Here is a 17,006-nt window from a genome sequence, read left to right as displayed (position 1 = left end):
GCCGCTGCATCGCTACTAGTATGAATAGTCAGGTTGAAAATCTGGTCGAACCAGATTGGCGTTATCTAGCGGCCGACGTCGGCGCGATCCCATCTCCTTCAATCATCGATTCGGTCATAGCCGCGCGCACCAGAGCGCCGGCCGCCCATTGCGCAACCGACATCATACTGCGGCTATCCAATCCCCATATATCCTTCAATACGATCAGCATCTCAACACCGAAGATCAATGACAGCGCCTGCGCGAGCCGCTTGAATTCGCGCGGCGGCAACCGGCCTTTGAGTGGCGCGATCGCATCTTTCAAAAGATCGACGCGATGGCCGCGCGTGAAGGCAGGTTCGCCGTCAAGCGTGCCTGCCTGTCGCTGCGCCCACTGGTCGAGCGACAGTTTCAGCGCCGCCTTGAACGTCGCTTCGAAGACCTCGATGCGCGGCATGGCGGTCTCGAACAGCTCGGCGACCCGGCGCTCGGGATCGGCAGAGCTCGATTTCCAGGTAAGGATCGGCCCAAGCCCCTCATCGACCACCGCCTGCACCAGCGCCGCCTGGCTCGGAAAATACCGATAGGCGGTGGCGCGCGAGACTTCCGCTGCCTCCGCCACCTCGCTGACGGAGGGCGTGGCGCCCGCCTGCATCAGCTTTGTCGCCGTCTCCAGCATGAGACGCCTGGTGCGCGCGCGGGCCCCGCGCTCTACCTGCGGGTTCGGCCCTTGGCCCGCATCGTCGTCCATTGCCGCTTGTTGACGTGAGACATTCATGTCAATACGATACGCGCGTCTCAAAAAATTGCAATGGCCGTTCGCGCCGTCGAACGGCGGGGCAAAGGGGCGGCAGCGCCGAACACGCCCAAGACCGGGGAAACGCGATGAAGCGCATCTATGTGGTGGGCACCGCCGACACCAAGGGCGAGGAACTCGCTTTTCTGGCCGATGCGGTCGCCGCAACCGGCGCTTCGGTTGCCCGTATCGACATCGGAACACGCGGCGCGACCGTGCCGGTCGATGTTTCGGCCGGCGAGGTCGCCAGCCGCCATCCCGAGGGTCGCAATGCCGTGCTCGGCGTCGACGATCGCGGCACTGCGGTGGCGGCAATGGCCGCCGCCTTTGCACGGTTTGTCCAGTCGCGCAGCGATATTGCCGGGATTATCGGCATTGGCGGCGGTGGCGGCACCTCGATCATCACCGCAGGCATGCGCACGCTGCCACTCGGTCTGCCCAAGATCATGGTTTCGACCTTGGCCTCCGGTGACACCGCGCCCTATGTCGACGTCTCCGACATCGTCATGATGCCGTCGGTGACCGACATGGCCGGCCTCAACCGGCTTTCGCGTGTCGTGCTGCACAATGCCGCCCAGGCGATATCAGGCATGGCGGCAAAGCCGGCGCCGCCGGCCGACGGCAGACCCTCGATCGGCCTGACCATGTTCGGCGTCACCACGCCATGCGTGACCGCGATCGCCGATGAGCTTCGTTCCACCTATGACTGCATGGTCTTTCATGCCACCGGAACCGGCGGCCGCACCATGGAAAAATTGGCCGACAGCGGCCTGTTGTCCGGCGTCATCGACATCACAACGACCGAAGTCTGCGACTTGCTGTTTGGCGGCGTGCTGCCGGCGACCGAAGATCGCTTTGGTGCCATCGCCCGCACCGGGCTGCCTTATGTCGGCTCGGTCGGCGCGCTCGACATGGTCAATTTCTGGGCGCCGCCAACAATTCCGGAACGCTATCGCGGCCGGCTATTCTATGAGCACAATCCAAACGTCACACTGATGCGCACCACCGCCGACGAAAGCAGAATGATCGGCGAATGGATCGGTACAAGGCTGAGCCTCTGCCAGGGTCCGGTTCGCTTCCTCATTCCGGAGAAAGGCGTGTCGGCGCTCGACATCGAAGGCGGCGCCTTCTTCGACCCTGAAGCCGATGCAGCTTTGTTCGAAGCGATCGAGCGCACCATCAAGCCCGACAAAAAGCGCCGCGTGCTGCGCTTGCCGCTGCATATCAACGACCCCGAATTCGCCTGGGCTGCCACCACGGCCTTCCTCGACATCGCCAGACAGTGAGACACCAAGACATGGCCGCCATACCGCGCAAGAAAATCCTGGAGAAATTCCGCAAGATGATCGCGGACGGCGTGCCGATCGTCGGCGGCGGTGCCGGCACCGGCCTGTCGGCCAAGGCAGAGGAAGCCGGCGGCATCGACCTGATCATCATCTACAATTCCGGCCGCTACCGCATGGCCGGGCGCGGCTCGGCCGCCGGCCTGCTCGCCTATGGCAACGCCAACGAGATCGTCAAGGAGATGGCCTACGAAGTGCTGCCGGTAGTGAAGAAGACGCCGGTGCTGGCCGGCGTCAACGGCACCGATCCCTTCGTCATCATGCCGCTGCTTTTGACCGAGTTGAAGACGATGGGCTTTTCCGGTGTGCAGAACTTTCCGACCATCGGCCTGTTCGACGGCCAGATGCGGCAGAGTTTTGAAGAAACCGGCATGGGCTTCGGGCTCGAGGTCGACATGATCGCCGAGGCTCACAAACTCGACCTGTTGACCACGCCCTATGTCTTCAACCCAGACGAGGCGCGCGCCATGACAAAAGCCGGCGCCGACATCGTCGTCGCCCATATGGGGGTGACCACCGGCGGCTCGATCGGCGCGACATCGGCCAAATCGCTGGACGACTGTATAGGGGCGATCGACGCCATCGCCGAAGCGGCACGCTCAGTGCGCGAGGATATAATCCTGCTTTGCCATGGCGGGCCGATCTCGATGCCGGACGACGCCAAATATATTCTCGAGCGCTGCAAGGGCCTGCACGGGTTCTATGGCGCCAGTTCGATGGAGCGGCTTCCGGCAGAAGCCTCGATCGCCAGGCAAACGGCGGATTTCAAGGCCGTCACGTTCGGCGCTGCGTAGAAGACCAGCAAAAAGAAGGGTGGGACGATGACCGACAACAGCAAGGTATTCGTATATCCAAAAGACGTCAGCGCCTTCGGCTTCGACTGGGGCAGGCTGTCGCTGACGGTCGCTCCCGAAGTGAACGGCGCGAAGCGATTTTCCGGTGGTGTCGTCGACCTGCCGTCGGGCAAGGGCCATACGCGTCATAACCACCCGGGTGCGGAGGAGATTATCTTCGTCATCTCAGGCAGTGGCGAGCAGATGGTCGAAGACGAGAAGGGCAGCCCGGTCGTCGAGAAAGTCGGCCCCGGCTGCACCATCTATGTGCCGGAAAGCCGCTTCCACTCGACGCTCAATACCGGCGACGGGCCGATGCAGCTTTTCGTCGTTTACTCGCCGGCCGGGCCGGAACTGGCACTGCGCGACCTGCCGGATTTCAGGCTGCTGCCGCCGGGCGGGAAGTGAGATAGAAGCGCCTAAAGCCCGCCCCTGTTCCAGCCCCGGCCCCGATCGCCGAACATGACGTAGCCGGCACCGGTCACCGCCACCGTGTCCTCCAGCTTGATGAAGCCGCGCGTCGGGTGGAGCATGGTCGTCTCGACCGAAAGCACCATGTTCTTCTCCAGCGGCTTTGCGGCATAGGTGCCTTCATAGGTCACCGGATGGTTGGTCATCAGGAACGGCGCTTCATGCGTGATCAGCCCCATGCCATGCGCGAAGAAATCGGTATAGGGCGCAACCTTCGACTTCTTCAGCACGCCTTCGGCATGAGAAATCATGTCACCGCCCAGCGTGCCCGCCTTGACCTTGGAGAAGGCCGCCTGCTGCACTGTCTCGATCTCGGCCAGCAGATCCTCGAGTTCGGCGTCAGGCTCACCCAGCACGCCCATACGGCAGAGGTCGCCGATATAGCCGTGGTAGTTGCCGCCGGAATCGATCGACATCACCTCGCCCTTCTTCCACGCCTGCGGCGAGGCGGCACGGTTGTGGCTGGAGCCTAGCGTCAACAGGCAGTATTCGAAATGCGCGCCGCGATTGGTCTCCTCGCGCCTGAGCTGTTCGATGATCTCGCTCTTGGTCGTGCCTTCGCGTGCCCAGCCGATGGTCGCCAGCATGGAATCGGTGATCAGCTCCGAAGCGATGCGCAGCTTTTCCAACTCGGCCTCGGTTTTGATTGCCCGCATGCGCTCCAGCATATCAGTCGCGTCGATCAGCTTGGCATCCGGCAGCGCGTTGCGGATCAGCATATAGGCGTCGGATGGCAGGAAGGCGGGCTCGATGCCGATGCGGGCAATGCCCTTGCCTAACTTTCGCAAGTGCTCGACCGCCAGATTGGCGGCATCGAGCGTGCCCCAGCAGGCGGCATGCAGTGTCGGCGTCCAGAACGGATGGTTCTGGTGCTCGCCGCCTTCCATGCGGTTGCCGATATAGGCGGCGTGCTCCGGCCCGCCTTTCTCATAGACGACAACAGGCAGATAGCGGCTATGGCCGATCGCATCCATGGCGGCGAAGAAGATGAACTTGTAGCCGCCAAGCAGATATTGCGTGTTGTGCTTGGAAGTGGCGAGCAGCACGTCAATGCCGGCCTCCTCCATCAGCCCATCCACCCTGGCTTGGTCGAACGGCACGCTGCCGACGGCATTCTTGCCTGGGGCAATGTTCATGTCTCTCTCCCTGAAATCCCTTAGCCGGCCGCTCGCCGGCACCGGCTTTTCCGGCTCTGATCCTCGGCTATGCTTAAATCTGCATCATTTTGCCCGATCTGGTCCAGCCAGAATGGGCGAACCAGGCCCAAAAGCTGCTCCACCTGCTGCACTCTACTCCAGTCTGGTCCTGCCAGAATCCGCGCGTCGAACCGCTTCTGTGCAACTGGTCCAGCGGACGGAAATTTCAAAGCCACGTAAAGATGCGCCAATTCCGTCTCTGGCGAAACCCCGCACAAGGCCCATAATCGCTTTGCGGGATGCTCACGAGTGTCCGAGGGGTACGGCGGACCCGGCCGGGTCCGCGGAGAGGACGGAGTTCAATCATGCCAGAGTTCACCATTTCCAGACGTACGATGCTGGCCGGTTCGGCGTTGCTGCTGGCCTCCACCGCGATGCCGGCGATCGGCTGGGCGCAGACGCCGAAAAAGGGCGGACGACTGGTTGTCGCCGCTGATTCCGAGCCGCGCAATCTCAATCCGGCGATTGTCGCCTCGAACGGCGTCTTCTTCATTTCGAGCAAGATCGTGGAAACTTTGGCCGAGGCCTCCTTCGGCGGCAAGGACGGGCTCGATCCGCGCCTGGCGCTCAGCTGGGAAGGTGCCGCCGACGGCCTGTCGGTGACGTTCAAACTGCGCGAGGGCGTCAAATGGCATGACGGCAAGCCCTTCACCTCAGCCGATGTCGCCTTCTCGGCGCTGCAGGTCTGGAAACCGCTGCAGAATCTCGGCCGCACCGTGTTCAAGGATCTGGAGGCGGTCGACACGCCGGACGAAGCCACCGCCGTGTTTAAATTCGCCAAGCCGACCCCGTTCCAGCTGATCCGCAACGCCTTGCCGGCGCTGAGCAGCGTGGTGCCCAAGCACATCTACGAGACCGGAAAGATCGAGGACAACCCGGCCAACAACGCCCCGGTCGGCACCGGACCGTTCAAATTTGCCGAACACAAGCCCGGCGAATATTACCGGTTGGAGAAGAACACCGACTATTGGGGCAAGGACGAGCCCTATCTCGACGAGATCATCTATCAGGTGCTGCCGGACCGCACGTCGGCGGCCAGCGCCCTGGAAGCCGAAGAGATCCAGCTCGCCGCGTTCTCCGCCGTGCCCCTGGCCGATCTCGACCGCATCTCCAAAGTGCCCGGTCTCAAGGTGATCACCAAGGGTTATGAAGGACTGACCTATCAGCTCGTCGTCGAGATCAATCATCGCCGCAAGGAGCTGGCCGACCTGAAAGTACGCCAGGCGATCGCTCACGCCATCGACAAGGATTTCGTCGTCAAGACGGTATTCCTTGGCTATGCCGCGACCGCCACTGGCCCGGTGCCGAAAAACGACCCGCAATTCTACACCGCCGACGTGCCGACCTACGCCTTCGACGTCGCCAAGGCCAACGCCTTGCTTGACGAGGCCGGCTACAGCCGAGGCGATGACGGCAAGCGCTTTTCACTGAGGTTGCTGCCGGCGCCCTACTTCAACGAAACCAAGCAGTTCGGCGACTATCTGCGCCAGGCGCTCGCCGCCATCGGCATCGACGCCCAGCTGGTCAACAACGACTCTGCCGCGCATATCAAGGCTGTTTACACCGACCACGCCTTCGACCTTGCGGTCGGGCCGCCAGTGTTCCGCGGCGATCCGGCGATCTCGACCACCATCCTGGTGCAGAGCGGCATTCCCGACGGCGTGCCCTTCTCCAACCAGGGTGGCTACAAGAACGCCGATCTCGACGCCCTGATCGCCAAGGCATCGGAGACGCTCGACACCGCCGCCCGTACCGAACTCTACAAGGAGTTCCAGAGAAAAGTTGCCGCCGACCTGCCGCTGATCAACGTCGCCGAATGGAGTTTCATCAGCGTCGCCCGCGACACGGTCAAGAACATCGCCAACAACCCGCGCTGGGCGGTATCGAACTGGGCGGACACTTGGCTGCAGGCTTAGGTAGGTCGGCTCAAGGCTTGCACATCGCCTATGTGGGTGCTCAGCTTCGGCAATGAGAGTTCCTTCGCGCCCTCTGTCCTGCCGGACATCTCCCCCACGAGGGGGGAGATCGGCTGTCATTGTCGCTTTCGCCAATCTCCAGCGTTGCAAGACGGCCGGCAACGCCGAAGCTGCCAATCTCCCTCCTTGTGGGGGAGATGTCCGGCAGGACAGAGGGGGGCGCCGTAGAGCGCGGCGCCGAAAACTTGGCTCTCCTATCGGCGTTGCGCCATGACCCGCGCCGTCATCCTCCTTCGCCGCCGTCTCGTCGGCAGCATGTTCGTGCTGCTGATTGTCGTCATCGGCACCTTCCTGTTGCTCGAAGCCGCTCCCGGCGACGCGGTCGATGCCTACATCGTCTCGACCGGCGGCGACGCCGGGATGATCGAGCTGTTGCGCCATCGCTGGGGTCTCGATCAGTCGGAGCTGACGCGGCTCGCCAATTATCTTTGGGCGCTGCTGCATCTCGATCTCGGCCAATCGGTCACCTTTTCGCGGCCGATCCGCGATATCATGCTCGAGCGCCTGCCCAACACGCTGCTGTTGATGGGCAGCGCCACCGCGCTCTCCTTCGGTCTCGGCTCGGCGTTCGGCATCTATGCCGGCGCCAGACCCGGCAGCTTCCGCGATCGCTTTCTCTCCATCGGTTCGCTGGCGCTCTATGCCGTGCCGGGCTTCTGGCTCGGGCTTGTGCTGATCATTGTCTTCGCCGTCGACCTGCACTGGTTTCCGATCGGCGGCATCGAGAGTATCGCCTCGGCCAGGACCGGCCTCGATCGCGCCGCCGATATCGCCCGCCATCTCGTCCTGCCGGTTTCGGCGCTCGGCTTCATCTATCTCGCGCTCTATCTGCGCATGATGCGCGCCGGCATGGCCGAGGTGTGGCGACAGGATTTTGTGCTGGCCGCTCGCGCCAGGGGACTTTCCCGCCGTCGCATCGTGCTCGCTCACGTCGCCCGTAACGCGCTGTTGCCGCTGGTCACCATGCTCGGCCTGCAGTCCGCGCAAATGCTGGGCGGCAGCGTCGTCATCGAAAGCGTCTTTTCCGTGCCAGGCCTCGGCCGGCTGGCGCAGGAAGCGGTGGCGGCACGCGACACGCCGTTGCTGCTCGGCATCATTCTCGTCAGCGCCGTCCTGGTCGTCATCATCAACCTTCTCGTCGACATCGCCTACGCCTTCCTCGATCCGCGCGTCGGGGCCAGTGAGGCCGGCGCGTGAACCCGCTTCGCCGCTTTCTCCGGACCCCGGAAGCGATCGCCGGGGCGGTCATCCTGGCGGCGCTGTTTGCCGTGGCGCTTGCCGCACCTTTGTTCTTTCCCGGCGATCCGCAGGCAATTGCCGGGCCGGCATTGCTGCCGCCGTTCCAGGACTGGTCGTTGCCACTGGGCTCCGACCGCCTCGGCCGTGACGTGCTTGCCGAGCTCTTCCATGGCGCCCGCACCTCGCTGGCGGTCGGGCTGGCAGCAGCAGCCGCCGCCCTTGCCGTCGGCGCCGTGATCGGCACGTTGGCCGGCTTTGCCGGCGGCCTTGTCGACGAGGTGCTGATGCGCATCACCGACGCTTTCCAGACCGTGCCAGCCTTCCTGCTGGCTTTGGCTTTCGTCAGCATCGTCGGGCCGTCGCTCGGCGTCGTGGTCGCGGCGATCGCACTGGGCGCCTGGACCGGACCGGCACGCGTGGCGCGAGCCGAAGTGCTGTCGATCCGCGAGCGCGATTTTGTTGCCGGCGCCCGCGTCATCGGCATGCATCCGCTGGAGATCGCCTTTCGCGAGGTGCTCCCCAATGCGCTGCCGCCGGTAATGGCTTTGTCGTCCGTGATCGTCGCCGCGGCGATTCTCACCGAAGCGGCATTGTCCTTTCTCGGCCTCGGCGATCCCAACCGGGTTACCTGGGGCGGCATGATCGCCGAAGGCCGCTCCGTGCTGCGCACCGCGCCGTTCCTGTCGATCATTCCAGGTGCAGCACTCGTGCTGACCGTGCTCGGTGTGTATCTCACCGGCGAAGGCGTCGTCGAGACCACGGCGATGAGGAGGAGCCTGTCGTGACGGCGCTTGCTTCGATCCGCAATCTGACGGTGACCTATCGCCGCGACGGCGCCGAGGTGGCGGCGCTGAAGAATGTCGGCTTCGACATCACCGCCGGCGAGCGCTTTGCCATCATCGGTGAAAGCGGTTCGGGCAAGAGCACGTTGGCGCTGGCCATTGCCGGGCTGCTGCCGGCCACCGCCAGGATCGAAGGCCGCATCGATTGGCTCTTGCGCGCGCCGCCAATGTTTGGTGCCAAGGCACCCCCCTCTGTCCTGCCGGACATCTCCCCCTCAAGGGAGGAGATCGGCAGTTCCGCAGCCGGTTCCTTTCCGCCAGCTTCGGTGATTGGCGAAGGCAGAGATGAAAGCGCAATCTCCCCCCTTGAGGGGGAGATGTCCGGCAGGACAGAGGGGGGTGCGACGAGACGCCAACCTAAATTCGGTCCCCTCGGCGGCCTGGACATCGGCTTCATCTTCCAGGACCCATCCGCAAGTCTCGATCCGGTGATGCCAATAGGCAAGCAGATCGCGGAAGTCGCCTACACCCATCTCGGCCTCAGTTGGCGAGACGCCTATGCCAGGGCAAAAACCCTGCTCGAACGTGTCCGTCTGCCCGATCCCGATGCCGCTTTGCGCGCCTTTCCGCACCAGCTCTCAGGCGGCCAGAAGCAGCGCGTGGCGATCGCCGCCGCGATTGCGGCCCGGCCGAAACTGCTGATCGCCGACGAGGCGACCAGCGCGCTGGACACCATCGTGCAGGCCGAGATCGTCGCACTAATCCGGCAGTTGGTGGCCGAGGACGGCGTGACGCTGCTGTTCGTCAGCCACGACATCGCGCTGGCCGCTGAGCTGGCAGAGCGCATCGCGGTGTTCCGGCACGGCGAGCTGCTCGAGCTCGGTTCGACCGCCCAAATCGTCAGTGCGCCGCGTCACGCATACACTCGTGTGCTGCTTGACGCTCATCTCGGCCTCGACGCCGAGCCGCTGTTGCGGCGAACATGACCAACCCGCTGCTCGCCGTTTCCGGCCTGACCAAACGATACAGTCGCGGCGGCAAGACCATCGCCGCGGTCGACGACGTTTCCTTCCACATCGAACCCGGCGAGACGCTGGCGCTGGCCGGACCTTCCGGCAGCGGCAAGTCGACGATAGCTCGGCTCATACTGCGGCTCATCGAAGCCGACGCTGGCCAGGTCGAATTTGAAGGCAGCGATCTCCTGTCGCTGAACGGCGCTGCCTTGCGCGACCGGCGCGCTCGTCAGCAGATGGTGTTTCAGGATCCGCTCGCCGCCTTGAACCCGCGCGCCACGGTGGCGCGGGTGCTCGACGACCCCTTGCGCATTCATCATATCGCCTCTCGTGCCGAGCGTCCGCGCCGCATTGCCGCTCTGCTGGAACGCGTCGGCCTCAGCCCCGGTCTCGCCAGCCGCGCCATTCACGAAATCTCCGGCGGTCAGCGCCAGCGCGTTGCAATCGCCCGCGCCATCGCCACGAAACCGTCGCTGGTCGTGCTCGACGAGGCCGTGTCGGCGCTCGACGTTTCGGTGCGCGCGCAGATCCTGCGGCTGCTGCTCGACCTTCAACGCGAGGAGCGCATCGCCTATCTGTTCATTTCGCACGATCTCGGCGTCGTCCGTGCCATCGCCCACCGCGTCGCCATTCTGGACGCCGGGCGCATTGCCGAGAGCGGCGATGCCCGCACCGTCATCGACGCGCCGCAATCCGCGATCGGCAAGGCGCTGGTGGCGGCAGCGCCAAGAGTGTCAAGGATCGAACAGGACGCATCATGACCGACGTCGAAGCCCGAGCCGAAAAACTGTCGCGCGAACTCGATTCCGCCTTCCGCAACCGCGCCGATCTCTATCGTCTGTTGCTCGACGAGCTAACCGCGGAAGTTGGCGCGGAAAGGGCTGAGGCGATCATGATCCGCACCATCGATCGGCGCGGCAAGGAGGTTGCGGCGGCGGCCTTCGCCGATTTCGGTCCGAACGACGCGCCGGCAATCGGCGAGGCGTTCCTCGCCGTCAGCCCGGATGGCGGCCGCATCTATCCGACCGACGTCGAACGCGGTCCGGACCGCATCGCCTTCAAGGTCAGGCGCTGTCCGCTGAAGGACGCTTGGGTCGAAGCCGGCGTCGGCGACGAGAAGCTCGCCACGCTCTGCCGCATCGCCGGCGCCTTCGACCGTGGCCTGTTCGAGGCCACCGGAGTGCGCTTCGACAACGTCACCTGGACGCCGGGCCACGGTTCCGGTTGCTGCCACATCGCCTTGACCAACCGGGATGCCGGCTAGAGCCGCATCCATGCAGCACATTCAGGTGTCGGCGAGATTGTGGAATTCCGTCCCCGCGCGCGCTGTTCCGGTGTTTGGCAGCACGCCCCGTACCCATCCGGTGAAGACCGCAGACGTCCGTATCTGGTGGCCATGAGGACCTGAGCACCGGAGTGCTGGGTCAAGCTTTCGATGGGGAGACGCGATGATATTCTTCGAGGAGGAGTTTGACCTCCTCGAAGCCTTCATCGGTGAAGGCCAAGATCTCGTCGTCATCGTTGGCGCCGTACACCCAGATGACGCCGTCCTCGGGCTCGAGACCGAGGGTCAGTTCCTGGATGAGCGCTTCGCTGACGCCGAGGTCCCTGGCGACACGTTCGACGGTGTAGACGTGATGCACCTTATTGCGCTGCATGATCAGGCCGCCGCTGGTTGGGTCCGCAATTTTGCGGATCTCCAATTCCACGGCAGCAAATCATCGATCCGATGGGCCGGATAGGCGGGCAGTCGGGCGAGGACGTCGGCGAGCCAGGCCTGCGGGTCGATATCGTTCATCTTGGCGCTGACGATCAGGCTGTAGAGAACGGCCGCGCGCTGTCCGCCGCGATCGGAACCGCAGAACAGCCAGGACTTTCTGCCGAGAGCGATGCCGCGCAGGGCTCGCTCGGCAGCATTGTTGGATAGGCAGATCCGCCCATCCTCGAGGAACCGGGTGAAGGATGACCAGCGGCGCAGCATGTAGTTGAACGCCTTGGTCAGGTCGTGCCCGCGCGAGAGCTTGTCGCGCGTCTCGATCATCCAGCGCTCGAGCTCGGTGACCAGCGGCGCGCTCCGCTCTTGGCGCCCGGCGTGGCGTTGGGCCGGCGACAGGCCGTTGATCGCGCGCTCGATATCGAACAGGGCATCCATGCGCTTCACGGCTTCAACCGCTAGCGGATAGACCAGGTTGGGCTTCTCGCCGTGCGCCTTCTTGCGCGCCGCCGCTTCGACATCGGCCAGCTCAAACACTTTGCGCCGGCTGTGGGCCCAGCAGCTGGCTTCCAGAACAGGCGCCGGCTGACGACCCGTCGCATAGAGATCGCCATAACCGCCAAAGGCATCGGCCTGCAGAATGCCGCTCCAGCCGGCGAGATGCGCCGCGGGATGTTCGCCTCGACGATCGCGGGAATAGTAGAACACTGCCGCCGGCGGATCGGCGCCGCCGAACGGTCGGTCATCGCGCACATAGGTCCATAATCGGCCGGTATCGGTCTTGCCCTTGGCCAGGACCGGCACCGTCGTGTCGTCGCCGTGCAGACGTGAAGCGGCCAGCACATGGGCTTCGAGCCGCTTGAACAGCGGCATCAGCGCCGCGGCGCCGGCGCCGACCTGATCGGCGAGCGTCGACAGGCTGAGCGGCACACCTTCGCGGGCATAGCGTTCGGCCTGGCGGTTGAGCGGCTGATGCTGGCCGAACTTCTCGAACAGGATCATCGCCAGCAGGCCGGGACCGGCCCAGCCGCGCGGGGTGGCGTGGAACGGCGCCGGAGCCTGGCTGATCGTCTCGCAGTCGCGGCAGGTGAACTTCTCCCGCACGTGCTGGATCACCTTCCATTGCCGCGGCACCACCTCCAGCGTCTCGGTGATATCCTCACCCAGCTTGCGCAGCCGATGACCGCCGCAGCAATGGCAAGCGGTCGGCGCCGGCTCGACCACGCGTTCGCGCGGCAGATGCTCGGGAAATGGCTGGCGCGCCGGTCGTTTGCGCACATAAGGCGCCACCTCGGTGGTCCGGGCCGCGGCCTGTTCGGCGGCGATCTCGTCTTGCGTCGCGGTGCTCTCGAGTTCCTCGAAGGTGAGCTCCATCTGATCGTGCAGGCGGGCTGAGCGTTCAGAACTCTGACCATGCAGCGCCCGCTGCAGCTTGCGGATCGTCAGATGCTGATGCGCGATCAGCGCCGCATCATCCGATGCCTTGGCCCTGGCGACCGCCAGTTCGGCCTCGACCAGCGCAGCGCGCGCAGCCTCGTCTTCGGCTCTGGCCAGCGCCGCGGTCAGCGCTGCTCTCAGCGCGCCGATATCGTCCGGAACAGCATCCTGGGCGGTGGCAACCATGCCCTGGAGTGAATCATAAAACGCGTCCGCTGACTCGCGGAAAATGGCGCAAACTCAAAGAAAAACTCAGCCCGCGCGCTGCGGGCGGAAGGTGTGAACCGGGTTGCGCCAATCGATCCCGTCGAGCATGTAGGCGAGCTGCGCCGGCGATATGGAAACCATGCCGTCCGCCGGCGACGGCCATAGAAACCGGCCCTTCTCGAGCCGTTTTGCATACAGCGACATGCCGAGCCCATCATGCCAGATAATCTTGATCAGATTGCCGCTGCGGCCGCGGAAGACATAAATATCGCCGGCATGCGGATCCCGGCCCAACGTCTCCTGAACCTGCAGAGCGAGGCCTTGCATCCCACGACGCATATCGGTCCGGCCGACCGCCAACCAGATCCGCACCTGGCTCGGGACCGGGATCATGAAACGCCCAGCGCCTTCACCATCGCCGCCGCCAGTGTCGGCGGCGTGGTCAGCGGAATCCGCAGCCGCACCTTGCCGGCGACCTCCAGCTCGATCACCGCTGGGGATGCCGCCGGCCGCGAAACGGCGACAGGCTCGTCGGGAGCCACGACAACTTCGGCAAAGCCCGTCTCGCGGGCTCTCATCGTGCGGCGCCACTTGTAGATCAGGCTGGTCGCGACATCGTACTGACGCGCCACCGCCGCCACCGTGGCCCCGGGCGCGAATGCCGCGGCCAGTATCCGGCACTGATCCGCTTCACTCCAACGGCGCCGCCGCTCCGGCCCGGTCAATAACGTCACATGGCTCATGCTGTGCTGCTAACTACGCTCGTAAGGACGACCTTAAGAGCGCAGCCTCGCTACCGTGCCATCCTCCCGCAAGGCGGCCTTCGCCGGAGGCGTACCACGCCCCAAAACAAAAACCCCGGCGCCGTAGGGCTACCGGGGTTCGATATCAAAACGAAAACGGCCCGCACAAGGCGGGCCGTTTTCGTATTTGGTTGCGGGGACAGGATTTGAACCTGTGACCTTCAGGTTATGAGCCTGACGAGCTACCGGGCTGCTCCACCCCGCGTCAACCCTAAAGGTAAGCCTTGGCTCACCGAATTCAAGCTTCCGCCAAATGAAAGGGCCGCTTGCGCGGCCCGGAGTCCCGTTGGCGGGCCTGTTCGTAAGGAGAAGATTAAACAACGTGCGCTTGGCAGACCTGGCAGCGACCTACTCTCCCGCGTCTTGAGACGAAGTACCATCAGCGCTGGAGCGTTTCACGGCCGAGTTCGGAATGGGATCGGGTGCAGCCGCTCCGCCATAACCACCAGGTCGGCAAAACGCACGTTGCTCGAGAAGCTGTTTTCTGTGCCATCCATCGTGTCAGGCGACAATCCTTCGGATTGCGCCGAGATGGGCATTAGGAATGAGAACGATCAAGCCGATCGAACTATTAGTACCGGTAAGCTTCAAGCGTTGCCGCTCTTCCACACCCGGCCTATCAACGTGGTCGTCTTCCACGGTTCTCAGGGAATACTCGTTTTAAGGTGGGTTTCCCGCTTAGATGCCTTCAGCGGTTATCCCGTCCGGATATAGCTACCCTGCTATGCGGCTGGCGCCACAACAGGTCCACCAGAGATCCGTCCATCCCGGTCCTCTCGTACTAGGGACAGATCCTTTCAATATTCCTACACCCACGGCAGATAGGGACCGAACTGTCTCACGACGTTCTGAACCCAACTCACGTACCGCTTTAAATGGCGAACAGCCATACCCTTGGGACCTGCTCCAGCCCCAGGATGCGATGAGTCGACATCGAGGTGCCAAACAACCCCGTCGATATGGACTCTTGGGGGTCATCAGCCTGTTATCCCCGGCGTACCTTTTATCCGTTGAGCGATGGCCCTTCCACGCGGGACCACCGGATCACTATGACCGACTTTCGTCTCTGCTCGACTTGTCAGTCTCGCAGTCAGGCAGGCTTATGCCATTGCACTCAGCGAACGATTTCCGACCGTTCTGAGCCCACCATCGCGCGCCTCCGTTACTCTTTAGGAGGCGACCGCCCCAGTCAAACTACCCACCATACATTGTCCCGGACCCGGATAACGGGCCGCGGTTAGACATCCATAGTGATAAGGGTGGTATTTCAAGGGTGGCTCCACCTGAGCTGGCGCCCAGGTTTCAAAGCCTACCACCTATCCTACACATGCCACTACGAATGCCAATGTAAAGCTATAGTAAAGGTGCACGGGGTCTTTCCGTCTAACCGCAGGAACCCCGCATCTTCACGGGGAATTCAATTTCACTGAGTCTATGCTGGAGACAGCGGGGAAGTCGTTACGCCATTCGTGCAGGTCGGAACTTACCCGACAAGGAATTTCGCTACCTTAGGACCGTTATAGTTACGGCCGCCGTTTACTGGGGCTTCGATTCAGAGCTTGCACCCCTCCTCTTAACCTTCCAGCACCGGGCAGGCGTCAGACCCTATACGTCGTCTTGCGACTTCGCAGAGCCCTGTGTTTTTGATAAACAGTCGCTACCCCCTGGTCTGTGCCACCCTCCCATGCTTGCGCATGAAAGGGTCACGCTTCTTCCGAAGTTACGCGTGCAATTTGCCGAGTTCCTTCAGCATAGTTCTCTCAAGCGCCTTGGTATACTCTACCAGTCCACCAGTGTCGGTTTCGGGTACGGTCTATAAGGAGGAGCTATTTCCTGGAACCACGCAGCAGCCCTTTCAATCCGATAAGATTGGACTACCTCAATGATCCGTCACTTCCTCCAGGCCCACGAATATTAACGTGGTTCCCATCGTCTACGCATTTCTGCCTCGACTTAGGGGCCGGCTAACCCTGCTCAGATTAGCTTTAAGCAGGAACCCTTGGACTTTCGGCGGGGGAGTCTCTCACTCCCCTTACGTTACTCATGTCAGCATTCGCACTTCTGATACCTCCACCACCCCTCACGGGTATGGCTTCATCAGCTTACAGAACGCTCCGCTACCGCTTGCATTGCTGCAAACCCTAAGCTTCGGTGTATGGCTTTAGCCCCGTTACATTTTCGGCGCAAAGACCCTTATTTAGACCAGTGAGCTGTTACGCTTTCTTTAAATGATGGCTGCTTCTAAGCCAACATCCTGGTTGTTTTGGGATCCTCACATCCTTTCCCACTTAGCCATAACTTGGGGACCTTAGCTGTAGGTCAGGGTTGTTTCCCTTTTCACGACGGACGTTAGCACCCGCCGTGTGTCTGCCGACTATTACTCCCAGGTATTCGGAGTTTGGTTAGGTTTGGTAATCCGGTGAGGACCCCTAGCCCATCCAGTGCTCTACCCCCTGGGGTATTCGGTCGACGCTCTACCTAAATAGATTTCGCGGAGAACCAGCTATTTCCGAGTTTGATTGGCCTTTCACCCCTAGCCACAAGTCATCCCGAACTATTGCAACAGTTATGGGTTCGGTCCTCCAGTAAGTGTTACCTTACCTTCAACCTGCTCATGGCTAGATCACTCGGTTTCGGGTCTAATGCGACGAACTGAACGCCCTGTTCAGACTCGCTTTCGCTGCGCCTACACCTATCGGTTTAAGCTTGCTCGTCACACTAAGTCGCTGACCCATTATACAAAAGGTACGTGGTGACCCTTGCGGGCTCCCACTGTTTGTAGGCAATCGGTTTCAGGTACTCTTTCACTCCCCTTGTCGGGGTGCTTTTCACCTTTCCCTCACGGTACTAGTTCGCTATCGGTCATGCACGAGTACTTAGGCTTGGAGGGTGGTCCCCCCAATTTCAGACAGGATTTCACGTGTCCCGCCTTACTCGAGGACGATGATTTGCATTACGCGTACGGGGCTGTCACCCACTATGGCCCTACTTTCCAGAAGGTTCCGCTTGTCTCATCATCGCCACTGGCCTGGTCCGGGTTCGCTCGCCACTACTTCCGGAGTCTCGGTTGATGTCCTTTCCTACGGGTACTTAGATGTTTCAGTTCCCCGCGTTCGCCACTTTACCCCTATTTTATTCAGGGTAAGTTACCTATTATCGATACTTGGAAACCACAGCAGCAAGTTGCCCTGCTGCTCTGATTTTCCAAGTACCTTAG

General features: G+C 62.5%; 15 protein-coding genes, 1 tRNA gene and 2 rRNA genes (1 of these 18 running past the window's edge). 9 read left to right on the top strand and 9 right to left on the bottom strand.

The features are described 5' to 3' along the window. Nucleotides 1–61: 61 nt before the first annotated feature. Complete coding sequence (locus RQ479_RS27830; protein ID WP_376703134.1) at nt 62–730, bottom strand: TetR/AcrR family transcriptional regulator; 669 nt, start codon at nt 728–730, stop codon at nt 62–64. A 134-nt stretch (nt 731–864) separates the two neighbouring features. Here RQ479_RS27830 and RQ479_RS27825 point away from each other — a divergent pair, with 134 nt between their 5' ends. The 3 genes from RQ479_RS27825 to RQ479_RS27815 are packed head-to-tail and all read left to right on the top strand — an operon-like array spanning nt 865 to nt 3,359. Next, a complete protein-coding gene (locus RQ479_RS27825) occupies nt 865–2,061 on the top strand; it encodes a Tm-1-like ATP-binding domain-containing protein (protein ID WP_376703133.1) in 1,197 nt (398 codons plus the stop codon). An 11-nt stretch (nt 2,062–2,072) separates the two neighbouring features. After that, on the top strand, nt 2,073–2,912 hold the full coding sequence (locus RQ479_RS27820; RefSeq protein WP_352468717.1) for a phosphoenolpyruvate hydrolase family protein: 840 nt from the start codon (nt 2,073–2,075) through the stop codon (nt 2,910–2,912). A gap of 27 nt (nt 2,913–2,939) precedes the next feature. After that, nucleotides 2,940–3,359 (top strand): cupin domain-containing protein, encoded by a 420-nt coding sequence (locus RQ479_RS27815; protein ID WP_292661228.1) that lies wholly within the window; start codon nt 2,940–2,942, stop codon nt 3,357–3,359. Between the two features lie 11 nt (nt 3,360–3,370). On the opposite strand, the gene RQ479_RS27810 is transcribed toward RQ479_RS27815, so the two are convergent. Further along, nucleotides 3,371–4,558 (bottom strand): M24 family metallopeptidase, encoded by a 1,188-nt coding sequence (locus tag RQ479_RS27810; protein ID WP_376703132.1) that lies wholly within the window; start codon nt 4,556–4,558, stop codon nt 3,371–3,373. 365 nt (nt 4,559–4,923) lie between these two features. Here RQ479_RS27810 and RQ479_RS27805 point away from each other — a divergent pair, with 365 nt between their 5' ends. From RQ479_RS27805 to RQ479_RS27780, 6 genes are all read left to right on the top strand, one after another. Further along, entirely contained in the window at nt 4,924–6,534 is a 1,611-nt protein-coding gene (locus tag RQ479_RS27805; protein WP_376703131.1) for an ABC transporter substrate-binding protein, read from the top strand. Nucleotides 6,535–6,804: 270 nt separating this feature from the next. Next, nucleotides 6,805–7,791: an ABC transporter permease gene (locus tag RQ479_RS27800; protein ID WP_376703130.1), complete on the top strand. Its 987-nt coding sequence runs from the start codon at nt 6,805–6,807 to the stop codon at nt 7,789–7,791. Continuing rightward, nucleotides 7,788–8,618 (top strand): ABC transporter permease, encoded by an 831-nt coding sequence (locus tag RQ479_RS27795; RefSeq protein WP_376703129.1) that lies wholly within the window; start codon nt 7,788–7,790, stop codon nt 8,616–8,618. Before RQ479_RS27800 ends, RQ479_RS27795 begins: the two co-directional genes overlap by 4 nt. Then, a complete protein-coding gene (locus RQ479_RS27790) occupies nt 8,615–9,601 on the top strand; it encodes an ABC transporter ATP-binding protein (protein ID WP_376703128.1) in 987 nt (328 codons plus the stop codon). The genes RQ479_RS27795 and RQ479_RS27790 overlap by 4 nt, the downstream gene beginning before the upstream one ends. Beyond that, nucleotides 9,598–10,389 carry an ATP-binding cassette domain-containing protein gene (locus RQ479_RS27785; protein WP_376703127.1) on the top strand — a complete coding sequence of 264 codons (792 nt, stop codon included), beginning with the start codon at nt 9,598–9,600 and terminating at the stop codon, nt 10,387–10,389. The genes RQ479_RS27790 and RQ479_RS27785 overlap by 4 nt, the downstream gene beginning before the upstream one ends. Next, nucleotides 10,386–10,892: an L-2-amino-thiazoline-4-carboxylic acid hydrolase gene (locus tag RQ479_RS27780; RefSeq protein WP_376703126.1), complete on the top strand. Its 507-nt coding sequence runs from the start codon at nt 10,386–10,388 to the stop codon at nt 10,890–10,892. Before RQ479_RS27785 ends, RQ479_RS27780 begins: the two co-directional genes overlap by 4 nt. 160 nt (nt 10,893–11,052) lie before the next feature. On the opposite strand, the gene RQ479_RS27775 is transcribed toward RQ479_RS27780, so the two are convergent. From RQ479_RS27775 to RQ479_RS27745, 7 genes are all read right to left on the bottom strand, one after another. Further along, entirely contained in the window at nt 11,053–11,286 is a 234-nt protein-coding gene (locus RQ479_RS27775) for a hypothetical protein (protein WP_376702196.1), read from the bottom strand. A gap of 2 nt (nt 11,287–11,288) precedes the next feature. Next, entirely contained in the window at nt 11,289–12,965 is a 1,677-nt protein-coding gene (locus RQ479_RS27770) for an IS66 family transposase (RefSeq protein ID WP_376702195.1), read from the bottom strand. A gap of 66 nt (nt 12,966–13,031) precedes the next feature. Then, nucleotides 13,032–13,379 carry an IS66 family insertion sequence element accessory protein TnpB gene (gene tnpB, locus RQ479_RS27765; RefSeq protein ID WP_376702194.1) on the bottom strand — a complete coding sequence of 116 codons (348 nt, stop codon included), beginning with the start codon at nt 13,377–13,379 and terminating at the stop codon, nt 13,032–13,034. Then, nucleotides 13,376–13,729 (bottom strand): transposase, encoded by a 354-nt coding sequence (locus RQ479_RS27760; protein ID WP_376702193.1) that lies wholly within the window; start codon nt 13,727–13,729, stop codon nt 13,376–13,378. Before RQ479_RS27760 ends, tnpB begins: the two co-directional genes overlap by 4 nt. A gap of 188 nt (nt 13,730–13,917) precedes the next feature. Beyond that, a tRNA-Met gene (locus tag RQ479_RS27755) sits at nt 13,918–13,994 on the bottom strand. 130 nt (nt 13,995–14,124) lie between these two features. Continuing rightward, nucleotides 14,125–14,239: ribosomal RNA gene (gene rrf, locus RQ479_RS27750) — 5S ribosomal RNA — on the bottom strand. Between the two features lie 100 nt (nt 14,240–14,339). Beyond that, nucleotides 14,340–17,006, bottom strand: a 23S ribosomal RNA gene (locus RQ479_RS27745) (it continues 132 nt past the right edge of the window).

The sequence above is a fragment of the Mesorhizobium sp. ISC25 genome, from assembly GCF_042295465.1.
Classification (GTDB): Bacteria; Pseudomonadota; Alphaproteobacteria; order Rhizobiales; family Rhizobiaceae; genus Mesorhizobium.
The sequence above is the reverse complement of the archived record's forward strand: the minus strand, read 5'-3'. Positions and strand labels throughout refer to the sequence as shown.